At 45.9% G+C, this 24,599-nt stretch carries 3 protein-coding genes; all 3 read right to left on the bottom strand.

The features are described from left to right. Window positions 1-37: 37 nt before the first annotated feature. The 3 genes from DWB84_RS18180 to DWB84_RS18170 all read right to left on the bottom strand — a co-directional run bounded on the left by DWB84_RS18180 (window position 38) and on the right by DWB84_RS18170 (window position 24,523). Window positions 38-9,898 (bottom strand): filamentous hemagglutinin N-terminal domain-containing protein, encoded by a 9,861-nt coding sequence (locus DWB84_RS18180; RefSeq protein WP_187411241.1) that lies wholly within the window; start codon window positions 9,896-9,898, stop codon window positions 38-40. 219 nt (window positions 9,899-10,117) lie between these two features. Next, window positions 10,118-11,731 carry a hypothetical protein gene (locus tag DWB84_RS18175; RefSeq protein WP_187411240.1) on the bottom strand — a complete coding sequence of 538 codons (1,614 nt, stop codon included), beginning with the start codon at window positions 11,729-11,731 and terminating at the stop codon, window positions 10,118-10,120. Window positions 11,732-12,055: 324 nt separating this feature from the next. After that, window positions 12,056-24,523, bottom strand: a complete 12,468-nt coding sequence (locus tag DWB84_RS18170; RefSeq protein WP_187411239.1) for a filamentous hemagglutinin N-terminal domain-containing protein — start codon at window positions 24,521-24,523, stop codon at window positions 12,056-12,058. Window positions 24,524-24,599: the final 76 nt, after the last annotated feature.

Here is a 24,599-nt window from a genome sequence, read left to right as displayed (position 1 = left end):
GCAATTAAAAAAACTGAAAAGCCGGGGACAAATTTGTTTATTCCTCATCTTCGAACAACTGATCTGACGAGAGACGAATGGATATATCTTGATAAAAATAATTTTTAACCTGGGTGAAAATTGCCGGATCGATTTCCGCCAAATTTTCCACTTCGATTATCTGCTCCCCGGCCCCGAACACACCAGTATATATGGTGTCATCCTCATATGGATGCGGCTTTACGTCGAATCCTTGAATAGGAGGCTGGCGAGATAAGCCACTGAGAATAAATAGCCTCCCAGGCACATAGATAACAGGAGGGACCGCACCAAATGCGCCATGATAATTAAGAATTTCAGCATTTCTTGCAGCAATATGAGGCTCATATCTATCCACAGAAAGATCCGTAAGGATATACCCTGTTTCAAGAGTCAACTGAAAATTACCTCCATATGACGGATTTTCCTTCTGTGCCTTATCTCCCGGTGGATACAATGGTTCATTTTCACCAAGGTAAAATGCACTCACACTATTCTTCAGAAATTTGACACTTTCAGAGTTTTTCAAATAAATGTCACCAGCACTATGAATTCTCTCAACTGTTAGCATCCCTTTATTGGCTAACAATATAGGTGACGTGCCGTTATTTATGGCATCAATGATACCAACCTGCAGATTAAGATCCCTATCTTCCGAGCCTATGCCGCTGTCTGTCCGGGCAATAAATTTCTGTGCTTCAATGTATGAATTCACCTCTCCTTTGCTTCTAATTCCTCCAGCAGTCACAAAGCTAATGTCGCCCTTGCTGCTCACCCTGCCGGAAATTAAAATTCCATTATTACCTGTTTGGACGTTCAAATCTCCATCAATATCTCCACCAGTCAAATCCAAAGTTCTACCCTCGGGAGAACCATCCATGTTGTTAACCAGATCGACAAAACCTTCAGCCTCTAGTGAAACACGAGAAAAATCATTGCCCTCGTTTTTCAAAACAATGTTCCCTTTGCTATTCAGTTTGGTTTCATCGGATACACGCAATGCATTTTCGGAAGAAATATCACCATCTGAGGTGACCGTAAGATTGGCTGCACGAACTTCAGATAGGGTCGTAGCAGTAGTATTTTTAAATAGAGCGCCGGTACGAGCGAAAAGCCCAATTGGGCCAGCAACAGAATTTTTACCATCAAGCTCCAATTCACCTTCTTTCGCTCTAAAATTAAAGGCGCCGGAGCCGCTAATGCCGCTGGCATCTTTTTTCTGACTTAGATTGCCGTTCAGAACCGTTAAATCAAAAATACTGTTACTGCGCAACCCAAGTAGCTCAACCCCATCCGCTTCTCGCAGATACACCGCGCCTGAGTTATCGAGCACGCTCAATTCGGCAACAGATATATCCAGCGGCGCTTCTGCTGCGCCAACTTCGCCCATATTGACCAAATCCAATCGGTTCGCTTTGATCAGGGCATTCTCATCCATTTTGTCTATTCGCCCACCCCGGAGCGCCAGCACGTCTTCAACCGATACCTGACCGGCAATCATAATCACGTCTTCTTTATTTGCATGCACTTCAATGGACTTAACTGAATTTTGAAAATGAACGCTGGTCAGATCATTTAATGCCCAGTAACCTTCACCCAGCACAAAACGATTTTTCCCCTCGATCCCTTTTAATGTCACCCAATCGAGGCTGGCTAGCAGAGTAACTTCTTCCATGCCGCTATATCCAACGCGTTTGGTGAGCATTTGTTGGCCGGAAATATCAAAGTCAAACCTGGTTTCATTGTCTGCAGACGCGTAATAAGTGGCTTTCCAGCCTTGCTCATCGCCCGAGAATAGAAGGAAGTCTAAACCGTCCCCACCCTCAAGTCGGGTCGGCTGATTTGATTTAGAAGTGACCAAATCTATAAAAAACAGGTCGTTTCCAGGTCCGCCATCAGCTCCTCTAGTAAGCGTGCCCCCTTGCTCGAAAGAAAAAATATCCTTGTTTTCGCCCCCCAACAGTCGCTGCACCTGCTCGAAGGTCAAATGTTGGTCGGAACCATAGCTCACGCTACCTTGATCAAGACCATTAATCTTCCATGTAGCCTCTAGTGCCGGCACCTGAAGATTTAAGTAATTATTGCCGACCAAATGCTCAATATTATGCAAATGAGCGTTATCGCCCAAATTCACCGTAAACTCCTTGCTCTGGCCCGAGTATTTCACCTCATCCCGATTTTTATGTGCACCGCCATCAATTGATCCGCTGAGCGCCCCCTTTGCCGAGAATTCAAATACGTCATCCCCTGCGCCGCCGATGAGAATTGCAAAATCAACAAACTCTAACCTTGTATTGCTTTCTATACGCCCAGAATTATTGCCGCTGATGATCCACTTATTATCATTATCGCTCGCACGAAGAGTGTGGGAGAATTTCGGGTCTGCATTGGCTTTAATTTTATAAATATTAGTGACCTGTAAATCAGCTCCAGCCTGCTCACCTAAAGCTACCACTATCCCCTGCACCTCTACACCCGATCGCTCGGGATCCCACAATCGCAGATCCACCAGATTAGTACCTGAACCGCCGTCCAGCAACCCATTTACCCCTCCCTCTTTCTCAAAGACAAATGTGTCGTTACCAGCACCGCCCGTCAATTGACCAAAGCCCGAAAAATTGACTGTTTCGATTTTTCCCCGGTCGACGCCACTAATACTCCAATTATGTGTTGCCTTGCTTTCCAGCTGAAGGTGATTCAGCCCTTCCGCTATTTGAGCCGAGATGCTTTCAATATCGGTGCGCAAACGCCACCATTGTCCTTCCTTTGGCCCCGTCCCTGTGCCATCAGCAAGCCAGACCGAAATGTTTTGTCCATTGCTGAAAATAATCTGATCATCATCCGCACCGCCCGCCAACCAGCCTGACAGATTGCCATTCTCTGCAACCTCGAAGCGGTCGACACCACTCCCTCCAGTTAAATGCTGGATGTTCTCAAAATCAGCTATCTTTTCTGATGCTTTTTCCAAATACCCAGAATTCTCGCCGGTCAAGAACCAGCGGTAATCAGCATCGCCTCCCTGCAATTTATTAACACCCAAGCCTCCATCTACTTTACCAATAACCGCATCTGGGCTATCCAATATAAAGTCATCCCGCAAGTTACCGCCGATCAAGTTGGCGATGCCTTCATAACTTACAATGACGCCATTGCCAGCATTTAATTCGCCACTATTTATACCGGTAATAGTCCAAGTGTTATTGGTATTAGGGGCCTGGATGGCGTTAGCAGGATCATTGGGGGCTTTGAGTTTCTCAATGCTTAAGTAAGCAAAATCCCCTATTTTTTGGTTTGCTATATCCCACAGCACTTTACGATTCAGCCCGGTGAGATCAAGGGTATCGTTGCCTTCACCACCATCAATCGATGTTCTTTCCGAAATATCAGGATTGCCGACAAAGGCATTTTCCGCAATTGCAATAATATCAGCTCCTGCACCCGCGAGAATCAAATCAACTTTACTGTCCCCAGAGAGATAGATTTCGTCATTTCCGTCACCACTATCAATAAAATTGAGCTTGGTGGATCCACTTATATGAAATTGATCAACACCAGATTGCCCTATCAGCTCGGAGATATTATTGAATGAAGAGACGTGATCATTGAGTTTGCCTTCGTTATTAACCACTGCCCACATTAAGGGCTCCCTGCCATTCCACTTTGTACTTAATGAATTGATACCGCCGCCGCCGTCAATACTACCGATGCTGGCTTTTTGATCCTTAAGCACAAAATCATCACGCCCGTCCGCTCCCTGCAGCGCAGTCATACCGGAGAAATTGATAAGTGTCGACCCACCGCGTGCCACATTGCCTTCACCAGCGCCATTCAATGTCCAGGTATAAGCACCATTCTCATTGAACTTGAGCACACTATTGTTAAGACTACCTTGTACACTACCTGCGGAACTTCCTACTCCGAGAGATCCACTTGCCTGAATATCGAAAGTATTTGCTTGGAGTCCTTGCAAATGTGCAAAACCGGCAAATGTGATCACAGTGCCAGTTTGCGAAAGTGTTCCAGTATTTCGGCCCGTAATACTCCAGTCTGATTGAGAGGCGCCACTTGTCAAATAATTTGCATAATCCGGGTTTGCCGTGATTTTCCTCACATCCAGTAGGTTGAGCGCCTCACTAGTGTCTGTACCCAAACCAATTTTTACCGTTTCATTAATTGCGGACAGGTTCAACTCGTCGTTACCGCCGCCTCCCTGAATAGAAGCTGGAGCTCCTGAAAGAGTTTCCAAGATAAAAATATCCTTATCATTACCCCCTATCCAATGACCAAACCCGCTGAAAGCAGTGCTCTGCGAATTATCTTCCGGCCCCCACTTCAATATTCCGTAATCCTGGTTATTCTCTAAGGTCCAGGTATTGTTTTGATTGGAGCCAATTAAAGTACTAGTCGCACCATTACCGATCAGATGTCCGATATTGGTAACACCAAATTCAGCACTCTCTTCGCCGAGACGAACTTCAAATTTGCCTTTAACACCAGAAAAATCCGCCGTATTGACTCCTCGACCACCGTCAGCGCTGATACTCCTATCGTGAACGAAATATTTAAAAGTATCTTCGCCCTCACCACCTTTTAAACGGGTGATATTAAACGCCGCTGCGACGGGTGTAGTGTCTTTGAGAGGATCTTTAACTTGCACACTTGTATTGGCGGCGGCTGCCTTTATGATCCAGGTAAGATCCTTATCATAGAGCTCCAGGTTATTATTTCCCCCCAAGCCACCATCCAAAATACCCGTGACCAATGCACCTTCTTCTACCTTGAAACGGTCATCGCCAGAGCCGCCTGTTACATTTGCAGAAAAACCAACGTTAAAGACATATTCGTTATTGCCGTCACCTCCATTGACGTTGGCCCCTGCTCCCGGAAGATCTGCATCAAATGTAAAAATGTCATCACCCGAGCCTCCAACCAACTGATTAAACTCGCTGAATTTGACAATTTTTCCTTCAGCGGGTTTATATTCCCCTCCCTGGGAAGATAGATGCCAGTTAGCACCACCATCGCCCCTATCCGCCAAAGTACTTTGGCCGTTGCCTTTTATCGTGGAAACATTACTGATACCGGATTCGTCAAGGCTGCCCAGATATACAGGAAAAGCACCCTCGACATTCGAAAAATTGGCTGTATTCGTTCCTTCACCACCATTTACGCCTATATTCGTTTTCACAGCCCAAAAAAGAAAAGTATCATTTCCGTCTTTTCCTTCCAGGCTGGAAATATTGGTTGCCTTCTCCACATAAACATTCTGCCCATCGGAAACACTCACTGTTTCTTTCAGGTCAATTTCCCAAACGAGATGCGCGCCGTCGATACCAGACAATTTATCCCTGCCACTGCCACCATCTATATTTAAAACACGTGCATTGTCGCTTAATATGAAGGTGTCATCACCTGCGCCACCACTGACGACCGCAGTAAATTCGCTTTGGAAATCAAATGTGTCATTTCCGGAACCACCATAAACGCCACTTGCACTTTCTACATCTTCGACGCTGGCAAAGTCCTCCTTAAGAATAAAATAATCTGTGCCACTACCTCCGCGAAGTTGACTAAAGCCAGTAAATTTCACACTGTCTTTTATCGTCTCGGCATTCTCGATTTCGTATTCCCATTCAACCGATCCCATTTTTGGAGCGACCACGATCCAGGTCGTATCTACATCTCCGCCGACAAGAATACCGGAGCCGTCACCTTTAATTTCTTCAATTCCTTTAACATTGCTATTGAGGCTGACAGAAGCGTCACTGATTCTGGAATAATCCGCGACATCTGTGCCATCGCCGCCATCGATTGCAACCCCCTCAGGCAGAACTAAAAATTCGAAAGCATCTTCACCACTTCCACCTTTAAGATTCTCTATGGACGAGAAAGTCAAAGCATTGGAACCATCGCTCAAACTAGATGACTCACTATCAATTCGCCATGTCGCAGCCGAATTGGGCCCCTTCAACGTATCATTGCCCTCACCACCATTGATGCTGAAAGAAATGTTTTTCCACGAGGCGCCAGCAGTAATCTCATAAGTTCCGTTGCCTTCAGCGCCATTGACAATAAGAGAATTTACAACAGCATCTACACCATCTACGTTGCCGCGCAGAACAAAATTCGCCACATCGTTAAAAGTCAGCGTAGCAACACCAGTCAGTTGAATATTGCCGCCCACTTCCAAGGTCGCTTCACTGCCAATCAAATGCAGTGAAAAGACACCATCATTACCAACAACAAAGTCACCAAGCTTCAAATCGCCGGCTACAGCTATATTGCTCTGAGCAACCGAACCAGAAAGAGATCCAATTGAATTACTTGACTGTGTGAGTTGTGTCTTCCCGGTAACAGCGAGATCGAGTTCTTCGAGATTCAGCACAGCAGTTTGCGAAAGATCTCCAGTTACATCGAGTTCAAGCCGAACGACGTTTACAATCTCGCCCAGCCTAAGCGCTTGTTGATTGCGAATTTTTGCAGATTGAGCATGTGAGATACTGATACTGGAAAATTTATTATTTTGCGTAAGAGTAATATCGCCCCCAGCAGACAAAGTGGTGGCCTGTGCTACTGACAATACGCCGCTCTGAGTAATATCATGTCCCGCATGTGCCTCCAGAGTACCGGCAAGGGAAATATCATTTGTATCTCCGGGAGACACGCCACCGAGTTTCAAATCCCTTGTTGATACCAAATTGATGTTGCGCGCATCTCCTGCGACGCCGCCCACCCATACAGACCCACCAAAAAGATTTTCCAGTCCATTGAGAATAACATCAGCGCCGGTATAAAAGCGCGAACTACCGCCGACATTAACGCTAGAGTTTCCGACTTGCCTAATATCAACATCGGAAGTCAAATTAAGGTCGCCCGTTAATACACTATCCCCCAACCGAATAGCCTGGGGTGTTTGCAATTGGATATTGTGCCCGCTCGCAATAGTCAAATTTGCGGAATTTTCCGAAGAATTACTTACAACATTAGAAAGATTGGCAGAACCATCCTTTAAATCGAGCGTTAACAGTCCATTTAATTGAAGACCGTTTCCTGTTATCGAAATTGTCTGCCCCGCATCTCGGCTGGCGAGGGTGAGATTGCCGGTTGAAACGATGTTAGGCAACAGCAAATTACCTGCACTCGTCAGCGTAATATCGCCCCCTAGAGTAGTGTTGAGAGAGTGGTTATTGAAATTCCACTGTTTTGCACCGAGAGTGATACCCCCATCGAGGGTATACAAACTGGAATTACCGATATCTAAGGTCTCACCAGCACTTACTTTCAGACTAGGGTTGCGCAATTGGCCGCTGGTTTCACTGGCGCCTTGTTGAAACATCGGCATATCGCCTAGCGTGACATTACCAGTGGCGGTGATTGAGACATTTCCAGCTCCATAATTCGCAATAATCTCCCTCATCAAAGAGTTATCATAGGTACGATAAATAGATTGCGTATCAAGAGTGTTGTTATCCATCTCAACATCTATCGCATTTAAAATCGTGAAATCCCCGCCAGATGTCTCGATAGTGTTGCCAATAATCACATCTCCACCACCCCTTCCATCTGAATCAGCGACCAACACAATATTGAGGCGGTCGTGATGATCACTCCAAGCGGCATTTGTGTCGGAATATTCCTGACGGATCCCACCATTCAGACGAATATCATTGCCGGCCATCAGGTGAAGCGTTGTGTAGCCATCATTTGATCTTTGACCACTTTGAAATATTTCTGTGGGGTTGTTATCAAACATGAGGTCTTGCGGAAGCGTAATATCATTTCCGGCACGAATATCAATCTTGAATGGCGAACCATCATCTTCTCGCCCCTTGACATTCATCTGCCCCAAGATGACATCATTGGAGGCAGCTATTGCTATACGACCGCTAGGAGCAAGATGTTGTGATTGCTCACTGGTAACGGTCGTGCCACGATTGCGATAAAGCTGATCCAGCTCATTTCCCGTGTACGATGCACGAATAACGTCGATAGTTGCATTGGAAAAATCGACATTAAATGCTCCAGGCGAACTAGATTCACCCTGGATATTGCCGACAATAAAATCCCCACCGCCAGTTTCTATACGAACCTTATTGCCAAAGGTGATACTTCCCTGATTGCCCGAAGTGTTAGCATTGAGGTGAATATTAAGTTTACGATTAGCAGTTTTATCACCAGTGGTGATGCTGTAATTAATTTCGATGTTGTTGTAGGCAATGAGATTTAGAGTGGCTTCGCGATCATCATCGAAATTGATTTCAGCGTCGACTGTGATATTCCCGTCCTGTTCCTTAGCTCCCCTCCCAGTTTGGATGGTTACTTGTCCATTCTGAGCTAGAGCAGTATTAACGTCTCTGACGGCAATTCTGGCATCATTCTTCCCCGATTCAAAATTTCCTCCTGAGATATCCGCAGTACCAGTGGAGGTAATAACTATATTATAGGGGTCAATAAGCCAGTGTCCGCCCTTGCCCGCTGCCGCACTAATATCAGGTGATTCTGCGATCTCGAAACCTATTTTTCCCGATGTTTCGATAAAGCCACCGTTCCCTCCATATTTACCACCTTTTACCGCAAGACTTCCGTGTACTCTGGCTGTATCCTCAGCGAAAATAACGGCTTTACCACCATCTCCATTGTTCGTCGCACTTACATCGATAGATGTGTTTTCGCCAATATAAGCAAAATCAGCATTACGAATTTCCGAATTCAGGCCTTCTCTATCACCACCGAATAGAACTTGGCCACCACCGTTATTACCAATGGATTCAATTTTTGCCTGGTCAAACAATCCAACATTTTTTCCCAGAACTTTAATATCACCACCTTTTTCTGCATTGGCAGTAACAACACCATCGCCCTCAACCTTTGTAGTGATATTGGAGTGCAGCTCTATATTGCCAGCACGTCCACGAACAGTATCTGCGCGGATTGCTCCCCTATTCGTAATATTTTCCCCAAGGACAACTATATCTCCTGCTCCATTCTCCCCTGAAGCAATGATAGCTCCACTGTTGGTAACATCCCCACCTGCTCCCAGCGTAAAACTACCGTCCTCGTTGTAGGTGACGCTGCGCGCTTGTTTTTGCTCTCCCCAATTAACCGCTTGGCTGAATACATCTCGGGTAGTCGCTGCGCTTAATAAAACCCGGCCGTTTTCCGCGCGAATTTCCCCCGAATTGGAGACAGCAAAGCCCTCTCCCAACTCCTGCTGCAAAATGGCTTCGTTTACCTGCACACCGAGCAGACCGGATTCATCAAAGGTCAAAACGGCTTCTTTACCAGATGCCAAAATCGCACTGCCCAAATTGGCGGATATCAGCCCTCGGTTTTCCACCTGAGTGCCGAGCAATACCACGTTGCCACCTGAAGCAGCATTGATCATGCCGGAATTGATAACGGTTCCATCCGAGTCCTCAATACGCTTAAAAACCAAATCCCCATTCATAAAATCATCGGGATTGATCTGTAATCCTGAAGCAATCAAGCCACCTACATTAATAGTCGCACTTTCACCGAAAACGACACCGCGAGGATTAACGAGGATTATGTGACCATTGGCATCAATTCGACCGAGAATCTCTGTGCCTTTATTTCCCAAAATTCGGTTAAGTGCCACAGCACTTTGCCCTGGCTGCACAAATTCAACCCGTTCGTTTTTTCCTACATCAAAACTTTTCCAATCGATAGCCAAGCGATCTGAGCTTTGGATAATGGTCGTTTCCGTGCCCTTCTGCTCAATTCCACCTATGCCACCAACAATTTCACCACTTGCAGGAGCTCCAGCAACATTGCCAGAGAAAACCATCTGCGCGGCAATAGCCAGCGCAATCTTAGATTTGGTAAAACGAACATTTTTGATCATGGATTTTTTAGGCATAAATTCAACCAGAAAGGATCGGCATTAAAAGATTACGCAAGCGGAAATTCCGCCCTAACGGGCGGAATGCGAGCACTTTGCCTAACCACTTGAGATGTGTCTCTATCAACGCTAGAAAATATCCCAAGGCATTCAGCCATGATGGCAAGCCTACATACCACCTTTATCTTTAAATATTCCCTTCATCAAAGATTTTGACTAGGAAAAGAAACTCCTTGTTCACTCAAACTTGGAAAGTACAACCTGATGATGATGATCTAGATCTATTGCAACAATTGCCCGCAAAGATCGGTCGACCACCAGAAGATAACCGCCATTAGGAGATACGACGACACCTCTCGGCTCACGAAGTAGATTTACAGAATCCATCTCCGAAGTAGCAACCGGTGTTACGCTACCGGAGTCCAAGTCAATTATCGAAATCCTTTTTTGTGTCGTTTCAACAGCCACAAAAAATTTTCCGGCTAGTACAGAACCACCGGTAATGGCCAACGTTTCATTAATTTCTATTTTGTTACGCGAACCTGTCTGCGGGTTAACGTAATAAATCGAATTATCGCCTAACGCATCAATCACAATAAACTGCCCTTTACTTTCACTAAAGGTCATATCTACAGCGTCTTTGATTGGATTGTTCAAATCAGGAACGCCATTCACAGAATCGCTAATAATCTCTCTGTCTTTGGTTTTCACATCATAACGAATGATTTTGCTTCTATCGGCCAAATACAGGCTTGCGCCGTTACTTGATGCTCTCAAATACAGCCCAAATGGTTGGACAATGGAATTTTCTGGATCATTCTTCCGAAGAAAAATCTCTCTCTTTCCTGCGCCATCCAGTGTGTATATTCTGGGGTTTTGGAAATCCCAATCAAAAACATATATTTGATCGCCCCCAGCGACATGAATACTCCATGGATATTCCAACGGGTTATCAACCTGTTTGTCATTGTCTGAAAATGAAGTTCTTTCTCCAGTCAACAAATCCACTGCAATAACGGCCTGTTCTGACGGGTCAGTTACCAGCGCCGACGTTTTTCCGCCAACAGTGTGAAGTCCTATCGAAATTGGCTCAGAAAAAGGTACGACATCATCCGGAAAACTCTCCCCAACAATGCTCTCGACCCGCCGACTTCTAACCGACGGCTTATCTTCCTCAATCGCATTTTTAGCAACGTCGATAGCAGTTACTTCTACAACGTTTTCTCCCGGCTGCAAATCAACAGTAACGCTCCATGTTCCTTCATCTTTTGCTTCATTCAACTCCAACTCTGCTTCCACTCCATTAACCGTAACTGCACCATCTTCCAATTTTCCGTGCACATCCTTCACGGTTCCGCGAACAAACAGGGTTTGGCCTTCGGTCATAGATGCCAGTGGCGGGAAGAGGATGGAGACTTCGGGTGGAGTGGTGTCTGGGCCGGTAGTGACGGTAAAGGATGCCTCTATACCACCAATGGTCAGAATCGCTGTGGCGGTTTGTTCGGCTTTAATGGGCGATTGAACTTTTACCTGAATCGATTGGCCATTACGAATGGTGGTAGGTGTGCTGGTAAAAGCTCCATTATCGATCTTGAACTCACCACCAGTGATGCTTACCGGGGCCGGGCCGTCAATTCCTGTGATGGTGACAGGAGCAGAAACGATCTCGTCACCGAAATCCACTTTTGTTGGATCGACGCCATTTGGTGCAGTGAGCGTAAAACTGTCAGGAGTAATATCGCGGTTGCTGTGCGAAGAGCTACCACCTCCACTACTACATGCGGCTAACGCAGCAGAAAGATAAAAAATTACCAGCAAAAAGAGGCGGTTAGGCCGCTGGACAGTACCCATGACGTGTTTCTCCTGATGGTCGTATTTTTTTAGGTATGGTTGTGAGGGGGCGAATTATCCCACGAAGTGAGGGAATTGAAGTACCCGAAAAAGCCAGATTGGCACGATATGCATCGTCAATATAATGAATCCAACTCAAGCTTTTTTGAAAAATGTGAATTCGTCACATTTTCAAAAAACATTTTTATATTCTGTGCTTTGGATTGATCTTTAGAAAATGCTTATGGTTGAAGCCAATATGAGGCTCAGCTCAATCAATGGGCGGGGCAATTATATGGGGGAAAGAAACGCCCCAGTCTGGATGACTAGGGCGTGGGTATTGCATTATTCTTCCTCTTCGTATATCTGGTCGGACGGTAAGCGAATAGATACATCCTGGTAAAAATAATTTTTCACCTGTGTGAAAATTGCCGCATCAAACTCGGCTAAACCTTCCACTTCGATCAGACGTTCGCCCGCCCCCACTACATCACCATAGTATTTAGTGTCATCGATTATTCTAGCTGGTGTCGCCATTCCCCAATATGGGCGGTTGCGCGATCTTCCACTGGTGATTCGAACTTCGTCGGGCGCATAAATCACCGGCGATGGCGGTACGAAAGCTCCATGTGGATTGAATATTTCCACAGTTCTGGCTGCAATATGCGGCTCCGTCAGCAGCAAAGACCCATCGGTAAGAATATTGCCGGTTTCGATGCCGATATAAAAATGACCGCCATACTCGGGCTTATCTAGTTTATTGCTTGGCGGATATTGCGCTTCTTCTGCGCCGTGGAACGCATTGACACTCTCTTTCAAAAACTTCACATCTTGAGTGTTGGCGAGATAAATATCACCACTGTTGTGTATCCTTTCGACTACCAATGTACCCTTATTGGAAAGATACACACCATTTCTTTCATTCACTGCGTCGATTTGACCAACGGCCAAATCCAGCCAATCCACGCTAGTACCAATTCCCGTAACTGAACGAGCAAAAAGGGTATTTGCGATTATGTTATCCGCATTGCCGTTGCTGTCAGCTATGGAACCGCCGCTTCTTAAGAAAACGTCACCTTGCTCAGCCGTCAACTTACCTAAAAATTGACTTCCTTCTGTTGTGATCTCGATATTGCCTGCAGCGCTATTGATTTCACTCAATTCGCCCATCAGCAGCCCACCTTGACTTGTGAGCGATACATCACCAAGAACATTTACCAAACCATTTATCGATAACGCTGCCGCACCATTTGCAGACAAAGTATTTGCGGCAACATTACCGTTTAATTGAATTAGATTGGCAGTAGACTCCAAGGAAATATCGCCTTCCACTGCGGACAATATTCCAAGGCGCTGAAGCCCTTCGGTGGCAATAGCAATATTCCCTTTTTTGCTTTCGATCTGCGCGGAGTCATCCATAACAACGTTATTTGCCGTGATCGAAATATTTCCAGTTTCACTGCTTATGGTGCCCGGCGCTCCCATTTCAAAGCCACCATTACTGGTGACAACAGCATCCCCTTTTGTTTCAATCCGGCCAAACACTGATACTTTTGTTACGCCATTCACTGACAAAGTATCACCTTCTGTCTTTCCATAGAATGAGATCGAACCTGCGGCCGACGTCAGCGAAACGTCGCCACTCATCGCTGACAAAGCATTCAACCTTTGCACTCCCTCCGTGGCAATAACAATATTTCCACCTTTGCTTTCAATAAACCCTTGCCCGCCCATTTCAAATTCATTACCACTGATGAATTTTGTGTCTCCCGTAGCCTTGATTGCACCTTGAATCGCAATTTTAGTTGCGCCATTCGCTGACAGCGTATTAGCTAATACTGGACCGTTTATGGTTATCTCACTAGTTGCCGATTCCAGATCAATCTCTCCTCCCTTTGCAGACAAAGCGCCAAGAGTCTGAGAACCTTGGCTGAAGATAGAAATATTTCCATTTGAGCTTTCGATCTTCCCTTGTTCGCTCATTTCAAATTTATCACCGCTGGTAAAAGTTGCATCGGTGAATGTGCTTATCAATCCAGCCACATATAAATCTGATGAACTTTTAACATCCAAAGCGACGGTTTCGACATTATTCAGAAGCGATATCTGACCATTTTCTGAGGTTAAGGCAATATTGCCCGTTGCTGCCTTCAACACCTGCAGAGTTTGATTTTCTTTGGAGGTAATTGAAATATTGCCATTTGAGCTATTGATTTGTCCTCCTTCCAACATCTCGAAGGAGCCAGCTGAACTTGTCATTGAGACATTGCCATTGGTGGTTATCACATCAGAGATCGATAGCTCATTTACGCTATTGGCGATCAGAGAACTCGCATCGACTTTCCCTTGGAAAGCAATTTGGCTAGCTGTTAGTTGCAAATCTCTCGCATTAGCGCCCATCACCGAAAGTGCAGTATTGTTTGTCAGCCGCACATTATTGGCCGCTTCAATGATGACTTGATTCAAGTTATTTTCCTGTGTGAGGGTAATATTTCCTCCACTGTTCAAGCGAGTCAAGTTGGCAACATTAATTACTCCCGCAGAGGAAATGTTTCCGCCTGCATGCAAATCCAGATTACTTGCCGTCACACGACTCAAACGCAAATTCCCACTGGTTCGCAACCGCGCATCTGTGGCTGCTTCAACACCAACCGCGCCTCCCAGACGATTATTTTCATGGTTCAACCGCGCTGCGCCAGATCGGGCGAAAATTTCCAAATCTGCATCACTATTAATTTCTTTCGACTGCAGTAAATTACCGCTCGTGAGCGTCAAATTTACTTTCCCCGTACCAGTAAGATCCGTCAACGTCAAACCATTTTCCTCTATTAAATACAAGGAACCCTGGTTATTCGTTATAGCCAGCTCATTAGCAGAGATACGCAGAGGAGAATCGGTAGATCCAACCAGCTGCACAGAGTCCAATCTCAACTTATCCGTTGCAACACGAGCATTTCCGTTTTCAGCTACTACGCTACCGCCATGCAAATGTAGCGATTCTGGAAGTGTAATGTTGCCAGAGATGGTAATTGTGTCAGCATTATCGCCGTTGACCACTAGAGATCTTACAAGCCCTTCCTGATAGCTAACGGCTACTAAGGAACCCCACTGCCAAGTTTCTTTACCTAATCTGAATTGATCCGCATCTTCCCGACCATTCAGCACCACTTGGTCCAATGAAGATTGGACTTGAACCTGGTCCATTCCATCGTATGCAACCCTTAGAGCCGGCTTGTCCGTCTCCGGGGCAATAAATGAAAATTCCGCATCACCTTTCGAGCCAGGCCCATAAGTGGCGCGCCACCCGGAGTCGCTCCCGAGAAATTTTAAGGAATCGGATCCTGCTCCCCCGCTCAATAATGTAGATAAGGTATCTGCAGTTCTTCCTAGCGTTATAGAGAAAGCATCGTTGCCTTCACCACCATCTACACCTCCGGTAATGACGCTGCCTGCGCTAAAGATAAACTCATCAGAAGTATTACCGCCTACTATGCGATTCACGCTTATAAACCGCAATTTTTGATCAGTGGGCATGCTATAAGACAGCTCGCCTTGGTTTACGCCCTCAATTTCCCATCTGGCCAGCTCATCGGGTCCATACAAAGTAGTGGCTCGATTGCCAACCATGTTTTCAATATTAATTAAATCGGATGTACCGCCAAGATCGATTACTAATGGATCCTCAATGCTTGAGTAGTCCACCACATCGCCTGCAATGTGGTCTCCGCCGTCAATTTGACCGGTAATTTTCCCTGTCGATGCAAAGCTAAACTTGTCGTCATCCGCGCCGCCAATCAGATTGGCAAAACCCGAGAACGTCAAATTAAGGTTGAGATCTCCGGAATTCTTATCACGAATTTTCCATTCATTTTTCTGATCAGCAGCCCACAGCCGATTTTCTAAACTTTCATTGGTATTTGCATTGACGCTTCGAATGCGCGAAATACGCAGATCGACGTTAGTACGATTGTCATTCTCTGGCATACCCAAAGCGACAGTGACTGACTCAGTTATATTGGTCAGATCAACCGTGTTAACACCACCAAAGCCATCTATGCCACCGCTTAGACGACCGTCTGCGGAGAAGACGAAGTCATCATCTTTCTCGCTGCCATGCAATTGGCCAAAGCCGCGGAAAGTAACTCCTGATATCAAACCCGTATCGGATCCCGTGATGCTCCAAGTCTGATTGGCATTGCTCTGACGTCGCAAAATATTTTGCGCTAGCTGCTGTGCTTCGATAGTTTCAATGTCTGTAAGCAGCTTATGCCATAGACCATTGGCTGGCACAGTATTCGTGTTGTCCGCTAACCAAACAGAAACACTTTGGGTACCGGCAAAATTGATTTGATCCGCCCCGCCACCACCAGACAACCATCCCGCTAAAGGATTTGCAGCATTGATGGAAAAAATATCAACAGCGCTACCGCCGGTTACATGTGCAAAATTGCTGAATGTCACCCGCGTATTATTATTTTGACCGTAACTTAAAGTGCTCTGCCCCTGAGGATTAAGAGTCCACTCGGTTCGAACGTTAGGCCCAACAAGTGTTGTAGCAGAGCCTGCTCCATTTATAGTCTGGAGTCCTTGCACATAAAGGGTTTCTGACCTTGACGCGGGTGCGTCTGTGCCCGCAAACACAACAGCTTTCAAGGACCGGCCTGAGTTTATTGCACTCAAGTTCAGCGTATTGTTGCCTCCCAAGTCGCGAATGCTACCTGTGATTAACCCTGCTTCTCTTAAAACAAATTCATCGTTTCCGCTGCCACCAACCAAATGATTGAAGTCACGGAACTCCATGGAAGTGCCATTTCTCTGGGAATAAGAACCATCGTTCACTCCTTTGATAGTCCAAGTATTTTCTCCCCCTTGCGCACGCAAGGTTGCTTTGTATGAACTTCCAACGCCGCCATTTCCAATCAAACCTTCTATATTGCTGATTGAGAAGGCGCTGCCTGGAATGAGGCTTTCACCAATAGTGATATCCAGATCACCTTCATGAGCTGAGTGATCAACAAAATCAGTATCACCGCCTCCGTCAATTCTCAATACAGACGCATTCGTATTGATCCGGAAGCTATCACTGCGATCACCACCAAATAAATAATCAAAATTAACAAAACGAATCTGCTCGTTCGTTTTTTCAGGAGTTACTGTACCCGTATTCTCACCATCAATAATCCAGATATAGCCGTCATCATGCTGGCTGGATCCATACAACCGGCGCTGACCACTACCATTGGCGGTAATTTCCTGTACACGCAATGCAGTAACGGCATTCTGGATCGACTTAGTCGGATCCAAATTAACCACCACATCTCCATTTCGCTCTACAACCAGCGAATTATCACCATCACCACCATCAATAAATTTGCCAATAGAACCATTGGGTGTAACAGTAAAATGGTCCGCACCCGCACCACCAGTCAAACTCTCTATCCCACTAAATTCTATGCTTCCTGCTTGTCCTACGATTGAGTAATTCCCGCTGTTTACGCCGTTGATTACCCAATTGTGATCTAGAGTCCCGCCAAACAATTGGTCAGAACCCGACCCAACCAAGGATTCCACCTCAAAAAATTTAACAATGTCGGTTCCGGCAAGACTTAAAAGGCTGGGGAGTTCTTCATCGTTCAGTTTCCAGGCTTGCTGTGCACGATTGCTTATCAGCGTGTCGCGTCCACCACCACCACCGCGTAGCTCTCCTGTCAATAATCCATTTTCACCAATAGTGAATTCATCGGTTCCATTGCCACCAATCAGGTTTTGAATATTTTGAAATAAAACAACACCACCTTCCGGATTGCTCAAACTTCCCGAATTTGCTCCGTTTAAAGACCATTGTGCATCGGAACTACTTCCATGCAATGCATTATTTCCACCACCACCGTCGATGCTTCCAGTAATAGAGCCGCCAGCAAGCTCAAATGTGTCATCGGCGCTGCCGCCCAGCAATTGCGAAATATATTGGAAGAAAAAAGTGCCCTTATCGGTTTCAAAACGACCAGCGTTTTCCCCGGTGATAATCCACTTTGTTGCTTCATCAGGGCCTTGAATGGTATTTATCAAACCTCCACCAGCCGGAGCGATAACGCGTTCCACATTGATGTATTGGAAATTTCCGATTTGGTTGTTGGCGATATTCCAAGTTAATGCAGTGCCATAATTGGCCAGATCAAGACGGTCATCTCCTTCGCCACCATCGATTGATGGCACAGTTGCGCTGCCAGAAATAGCTATTGTGTCTGCACCTGCACCTGCGAAAATGGAGTCGACACGGCTGTTATCAAAAAGATTGATGATGTCATCACCTGCGCCGCTATCAATCACATTAAGAGTGGTATTGCCGCGAATATCAAATTGATCTTTTCCTGCCTGCCCCACCAGCTCGCTGATATTTAGGAATTGTGCGATATGACCAACTAACTCGCCCTTCCCATTATCGATATTCCAAACCAAAGGCGCGGCACTATTCCAATTGGCTTTTAGTGTATTTATCCCTCCACGACCATCGATAGAGCTAACAGACGCAGCCTCATCTGTAAGTTCAAATTGATCTCGACCTGAGCCTCCATGCAGCACGGATACCTGAGTAAAACTCAATACCGTCGAATCACCGCGCGTGAGCACCCCTAAGCTAGGGCCGCTGATTTTCCATGTATTGTCTGCAGCGCCTGTTACCACCAAACGGCTTTCCTGATCGCCACCGGTTACGCTACCACCAACTAATTGGCCGTTGTCTGTGACGTTGAATGTGTTGCCATGCAAACCCGTCAGGTTCTGGAAATTTTCAAAATGAATTGTGAAATTATCTTCAACCGTCAATGACCCTTGGTTGACGCCGTCTATATTCCAAAGCGATTGGTTGGCACCACTAATCAAATGATTGGAATAATTTTCATTGGCTCGCACCGTTTCAATCCCGGAGAAACTAAGATCAAGTCCGGAAATATTCAGAGCCCCGCCTAAAGCTATTTCGACATTGGATTCAATAGCACCGAGATCTAACGAATCCTCACCATTGCCCCCCTGGATACTGGTCGGTGCGTTATTCAAGGTGTGCAACACAAAATTATCTTTGCCGCCGCCGCCAATCCAGTGATCAAAACCGCTGAATTCGATTTTTTCAGAACCCCAGGTGATTACGCCTCCGGTGGAATTCCAAATCCAGGAGTTGTTATTGTCAGAACCCAGTAAAGTGGCGTTCTCACCATTGCCGACAATGCGGCTAATATTGGTCACTCCGAATACATCAGTGCTGCTGACACTGACTTGCAACTCTCCTTGCACGCGTGAGAAATCCGCAGTATTAAATCCATCGCCGCCGTCAGCAGCAATACCGCTATTGTTGAGGCTGTATTGGAAAGTATCGTCGCCGGCACCGCCCTTTAAGGCTGTTAGATTAATGGCCTCCATTACAACCAATATCGAATCTTCTGCCGATTTCTCTGCAGCCGTTACTTTTATTTGGCCGCCTGCGGTTTCGTCGATAGTCCAAACAAAATCAGCATCGTAAAGAGCCAGACTATTGCTGCCCTCACCGCCATCAAGAGTACCCGTTAACAATGCATCTTCGTGTAATACAAAGTCATCATTGTCAGCACCTCCGGCTATATTGGCGGAAAATGCAGATTTGAAAATATATTGATTATTGCCATCGCCGCCTGCGACACGAGCATTTTTGCCCGTGAGGTTTGCAGCCAATTCAAAAGTATCGTTACCGCTACCACCAATTAATTGGTTAAAGCCACTGAAGGTAACAACATCATCATTTAAGGTATAAGTTCCGGAATTTTCTGCGGATATTTGCCAATGTGCGCCGCCTGAGCCTGTATCTTCAAGCGCGCTGCTGTATGTAGTGCTTGCATTACCTACAATCGCGCCGACATTGTTAATACCGGACTGCTGCAAGTTGCCGAGATTTACCACTAGATCTGCTAAAACTTTGGAGAAGTCGGCGGTATTTGTTCCCTTGCCGCCATCGACGCCTACGCCACTGTTATTGAGACTGAACCAAAATGTGTCGTCACCGTCGTTACCTTTAAGAGTGGTAATATTAGTGGCGCTTTTGACATAGTCCGTGTCTTCATCTGAAACCTTCACTACTGTGGCGCCCGCTACCACACCCGCATCTATATACCAGGAAAGATCGGCATTAAACCCTAATAGTTCGTCGTTTCCATCGCCACCATTCAGTACTGCAACACGCGAATTTTCAGTTAACGCAAATATATCGTCACCGTCCCCACCCAAAACGAAGCCGGAGGTTGCGGCATTTAGATTAAATCGATCAGCTCCATTACCCCCCAATATGTCGGCGGTGAAGTCAACGTTTACATCAAAAATGTCGTCGCCATTACCACCATCGATTTGAGCATTAGCCCCTACCAGATCGGCATCTAAAATAAATCGGTCTGTCCCTTCACCACCAACCAATTGGTTGAAATGTTCAAATACTATGATGTTGCCATCTTCGGTTTGCACTTCACCGGTATTCGTTTGTTTGATTGTCCAGGTATGCTCTCCTTCACCGCCGACCAAAGCGCTGTTATACGCACTGGTTCCATCATTGTTACCGCGAATCAGTTCAATTTCTTGCAAACCAGCAATATCACCCAAGGACACTCGAATATTGTCTTGAGTGGCGGAATAATCCGCTACGTCGTCGCCATCACCACCAAGGAGCGTCAGATTGGGAATGGAGCCTTTGGCAAATATAAAGCGATCGTCCTGCGTACCGCCTTGAATTTTTTCCATCGAGGAAAAAGTCAAAGCTATCGACTCCGTCTGGAGTTGATACGAATCGTCAAAAATCCATTGCGCATTAATATTTGGCCCGACCAGAGTATCGTTGCCTTCACCACCTTTGAGAGTAATTGCAACCAACTCGTCCCAATTTGCACTGGTCAGTACTTCAAATAGGTCATCTTCGCCACTGCCGTTAACAGTTAAGGTTTCTTCACCGGCGCCTGCGTCGCCCTGCAAAGTGGCAGATAGGACAAAATGTTTTACATCGTTGAATTCGAGTGACGCACCATTGGAAATATGAATTGTTTCACTCAGGGTAACTTCCGAAGCGCTTATTGCAGCATTCGACAGGATTTGCAGGATCGAACCAGAAGCTTGGGAAACATTTGCATTTTCGCCAACAACAGATATGGCAAAATCATCATTTCCATTGACAATTAAGTTGCCGATGGACAAAGGACCATTAGTGGAGATATGCCCAGCACCGACACCGCCGGAGATAGTTTGAATTTGGTTGCCGTCATTTGTGAGAGTAATTTTATCGCTCCCGCCCAACGACAATTCGAGATTGTCAACAATGACCTCAGCACCCTCTGACTGCGTTACCGAACCTGAGATATTGAGCTTCAGAGTGTCGACATTTTGAATATCGCCAAGATTAAGATTTTGGCTATTGTGAATATCTGCTTCTACGGCACGAGTAATAGCAAGTGATGTAAGAGCATTATCTTCAGTAAGGGTAATATTACCTGCGGCGTCTAATGTGGCCTCTCCTTCCACACTCCAGGCACTAGCTTGCGCAATATCCTCTCCAGAGCGCAAAACCAAAGTGCCGTCAAACTCCATAGTTTCATTAGCACGCCCTAACACTAGGCTTTTTGATGAAGCAATTTCCGCTGCACCGTCACCTTCAATCCAAATGGCGCCGGTAAAAATATTATCCAGGTGATTCAGAATAATACTGCCGTTATTTACAGAGAATACCGAGCTCCCTGCTACCTCAAGATGAGTCTCTGCCTGCTGCGTAATATCCGATCCAGCGAGCGTCAGATCTCCGGTGACGACACTGTCTCCTAAGCGAATGGTTCCGCTTGTTTGATAGGAAACATTTGCGGCGCTCGTGATTATTACATTAGCGGAGTCATCAGTAGCATTATTGACAACATTGGAAAGATTGGCAGAGCCCTGGTTTAAATCGAGCGTTAGAACTCCATCTAATTGGAAATCCCCAGTTGATGTAATAACGAAAGCGTCATTGGAGCCAATACTTTTGAGCGTAATATCTCCCGCCGAAACAATATCGGACAAATCCAAATCACTTGCCGTCGCTAGCTCAATATTGCCACTGTTGCGCGTTTCCAACCGGCGAGCATTGAGATTCAGCCGAGATGCTTCAAGCAGAATATCGCCACCTCGTGTGTAAATATCACTGCCCAAGTTTAAGACGTCTGCTTTTACCTCAAGTCCCGGTGTACGCAACGGATTCGCGTCAACGCCACTCACCATCTCGGCAAACATTGGCATATCGCCTAAATCAACTTCACCGGTGGCCGTCACTTTGACATTACCCGCTCCATAGCGGGAACCTGTATTCAGGTTCGCAAAGGAGACATTATTAGCGGTTGCAGTAAAGTCACCACCGGACGTATGAATGCTGCCAGTAATCGAAATATTTTCAGCCGCTGTTAAATCGATCATCAGGCGGTCGTTTTGATCTTGACGATTGTCGCCCGTTTCTTCACTCCATGCGGAAAGGATATTGCCTTTTAAATCGATATTTTTTGCATCCAATTTAAGCGTAGTGAAACCATCATGGGCGTTTTGGCCACTCTCTAAAACTTCCGTTGGGTTATTGTCATAGCTCCATATCCGGCCTGCATCCAACGAAATATTATTTCCGGCTTTGATGTAAATTTTTGCATAATCGTCACCCACATCCCTTTCGCGACCACGCACAATCATAGTGACATCGCCATTATGGCTGACACCGCCGCCAGTAGTGCCCCCCAAATTCACATCGTTACTGGCATTAACGACAATGCGACCACTATCGCTTAGATAAGGACGATCAGCAGTTGCAACAGGAGGGTTATGACTACCGAAATAGGTATCGAAGGTTCCTAAACTGTCGTAAGAGGGGCCGGTTACGTCGATAATGGAGCGAGAAAAATCTACGTTGTATGCACCAGATTGCGTGGTATCTATAGTACCGTCTTCGTTGATATAACCAATTTTAAAATCGCCGCCGTTAGTGCGAATGGTTACGGATTCGTTGCTGCTGGTACCAAATTTAATACTTCCTTCGCTATCCGGGTTTCGGGATTTGTTGGCATGGAGATTAAGATGGAGTGAGTGAACGCCGCTTGCTTGAACACCTGCATTGATAATTATGTCATTGTGCGCAATTAGGTTAAGTGTCGCTTCTTTATTTGGCGCGACATCAATCAGGCTTGATACCGTAATATTACCCTGTTGACCTTCAGCCAGAGATTCGCCAGTTTTTATCGTAATAACTGTTCCATCAGCTAGAGCGGACTTTAGGTTGCCAACCCATAGTCTCGCAGATAGCCCACTGGAGACGAACTCATTGCCCTCTCGTATTATATTTTGCTCACTGAGTTCATTTATTACTATATCATATGGATCTATCAACCATATGCCGCCGGAACCTATATCTGGCGCATTGATAATTTCAAAGCCTATTTTTCCGGATGTTTCAACAAAACCGCCATCTCCTCCATGTTGACCACCTCTTGCGGCAAGACTTCCATATATTCTGGCTGAATCTTCCGCAAAAATAATGGCTTTACCACCATTTCCATTCTCCGTAGCACTTACATCGATAGAAGTATTTTCACCAATATAAGCAAATTCCGCATTACGGACCTGCGAATTTAGCCCTTCCCTAGCACCACCAAATAAAACTTGACCGCCTCCGTTATTACCAATGGATTCAATTTTTGCGTGGTCAAACAACCCAACATTTTTCCCCAGGACTTTAATATCACCGCCAATTATGGCATTAGCAGTAACAACTCCCTCGCCTTCAAGCTTTGTGGTGGTATTGGAGTGCAGTTCTATATTGCCAGCACGTCCACTAACAGTATCTGCGCGGATTGCCCCCCTATTCGTAATGTTTTCTCCGAGAACAACAATATCTCCCGCTTCAGTTTCACCTGAAGCAGTGATGGTTCCCCTATTGATAACATCCCCACCTGCTCCCAGCGTAAAACTACCGTCCTCGTTGTAGGTGACGCTACGCGCTTGTTTTTGCTCGCCCCAATTAACCGCTTGGCTGAATACATCTCGGGTAGTCGCTGCGCTTAATAAAACCCGGCCGTTTTCCGCGCGAATTTCCCCCGAATTGGAGACAGCAAAGCCCTCTCCCAACTCCTGCTGCAAAATGGCTTCGTTTACCTGCACACCGAGCAGACCGGATTCATCAAAGGTCAAAACGGCTTCTTTACCAGATGCCAAAATCGCACTGCCCAAATTGGCGGATATCAGCCCTCGGTTTTCCACCTGAGTGCCGAGCAATACCACGTTGCCACCTGAGGCAGCATTGATCATGCCGGAATTGATAACGGTTCCATCCGAGCCCTCAATACGCTTAAAAACCAAATCCCCATTCATAAAATCATCGGGGTTGATCTGTAATCCAGAGGCAACCAAACCACCTACATTAATAGTCGCACTTTCACCGAAAACGACACCGCGAGGGTTAACCAGAATTACATGCCCATTGGCATCGATGCGACCGAGAATCTCTGTGCCTTTATTTCCCAAAATTCGGTTAAGAGCTACAGCACTTTGCCCTGGCTGGATAAATTCGACTCGCTCGTTTTTTCCAATATCAAAGCTTTGCCAGTCGACTGCCAGTCGACTACTCTCTTGAACAACTTTTGTGACATCAACTCCCTGCTCAATGACACCCGAGCCGCCAACGATATTACCCCCATCTGGAGCCCCCAACGCGTTACCAGACAAAAAAATATGTGCCGCTATAGCCAACGCCAATTTAGATTTTGGAAAGCAAGTTTCTGTAGTAAATAAACTGCGGGACATATCAGTAACCTTTGAAGGGCTTACAAACGAAGTTTTCGGACAAATCCGAGAATCCCACATAACTGCGACTTCGATA

The sequence above is a fragment of the Saccharophagus sp. K07 genome, from assembly GCF_014336955.1.
In the GTDB taxonomy this organism is placed as follows: Bacteria; Pseudomonadota; Gammaproteobacteria; order Pseudomonadales; family Cellvibrionaceae; genus UBA5868.
This window is presented reverse-complemented; position numbering and strand designations above follow the sequence as displayed.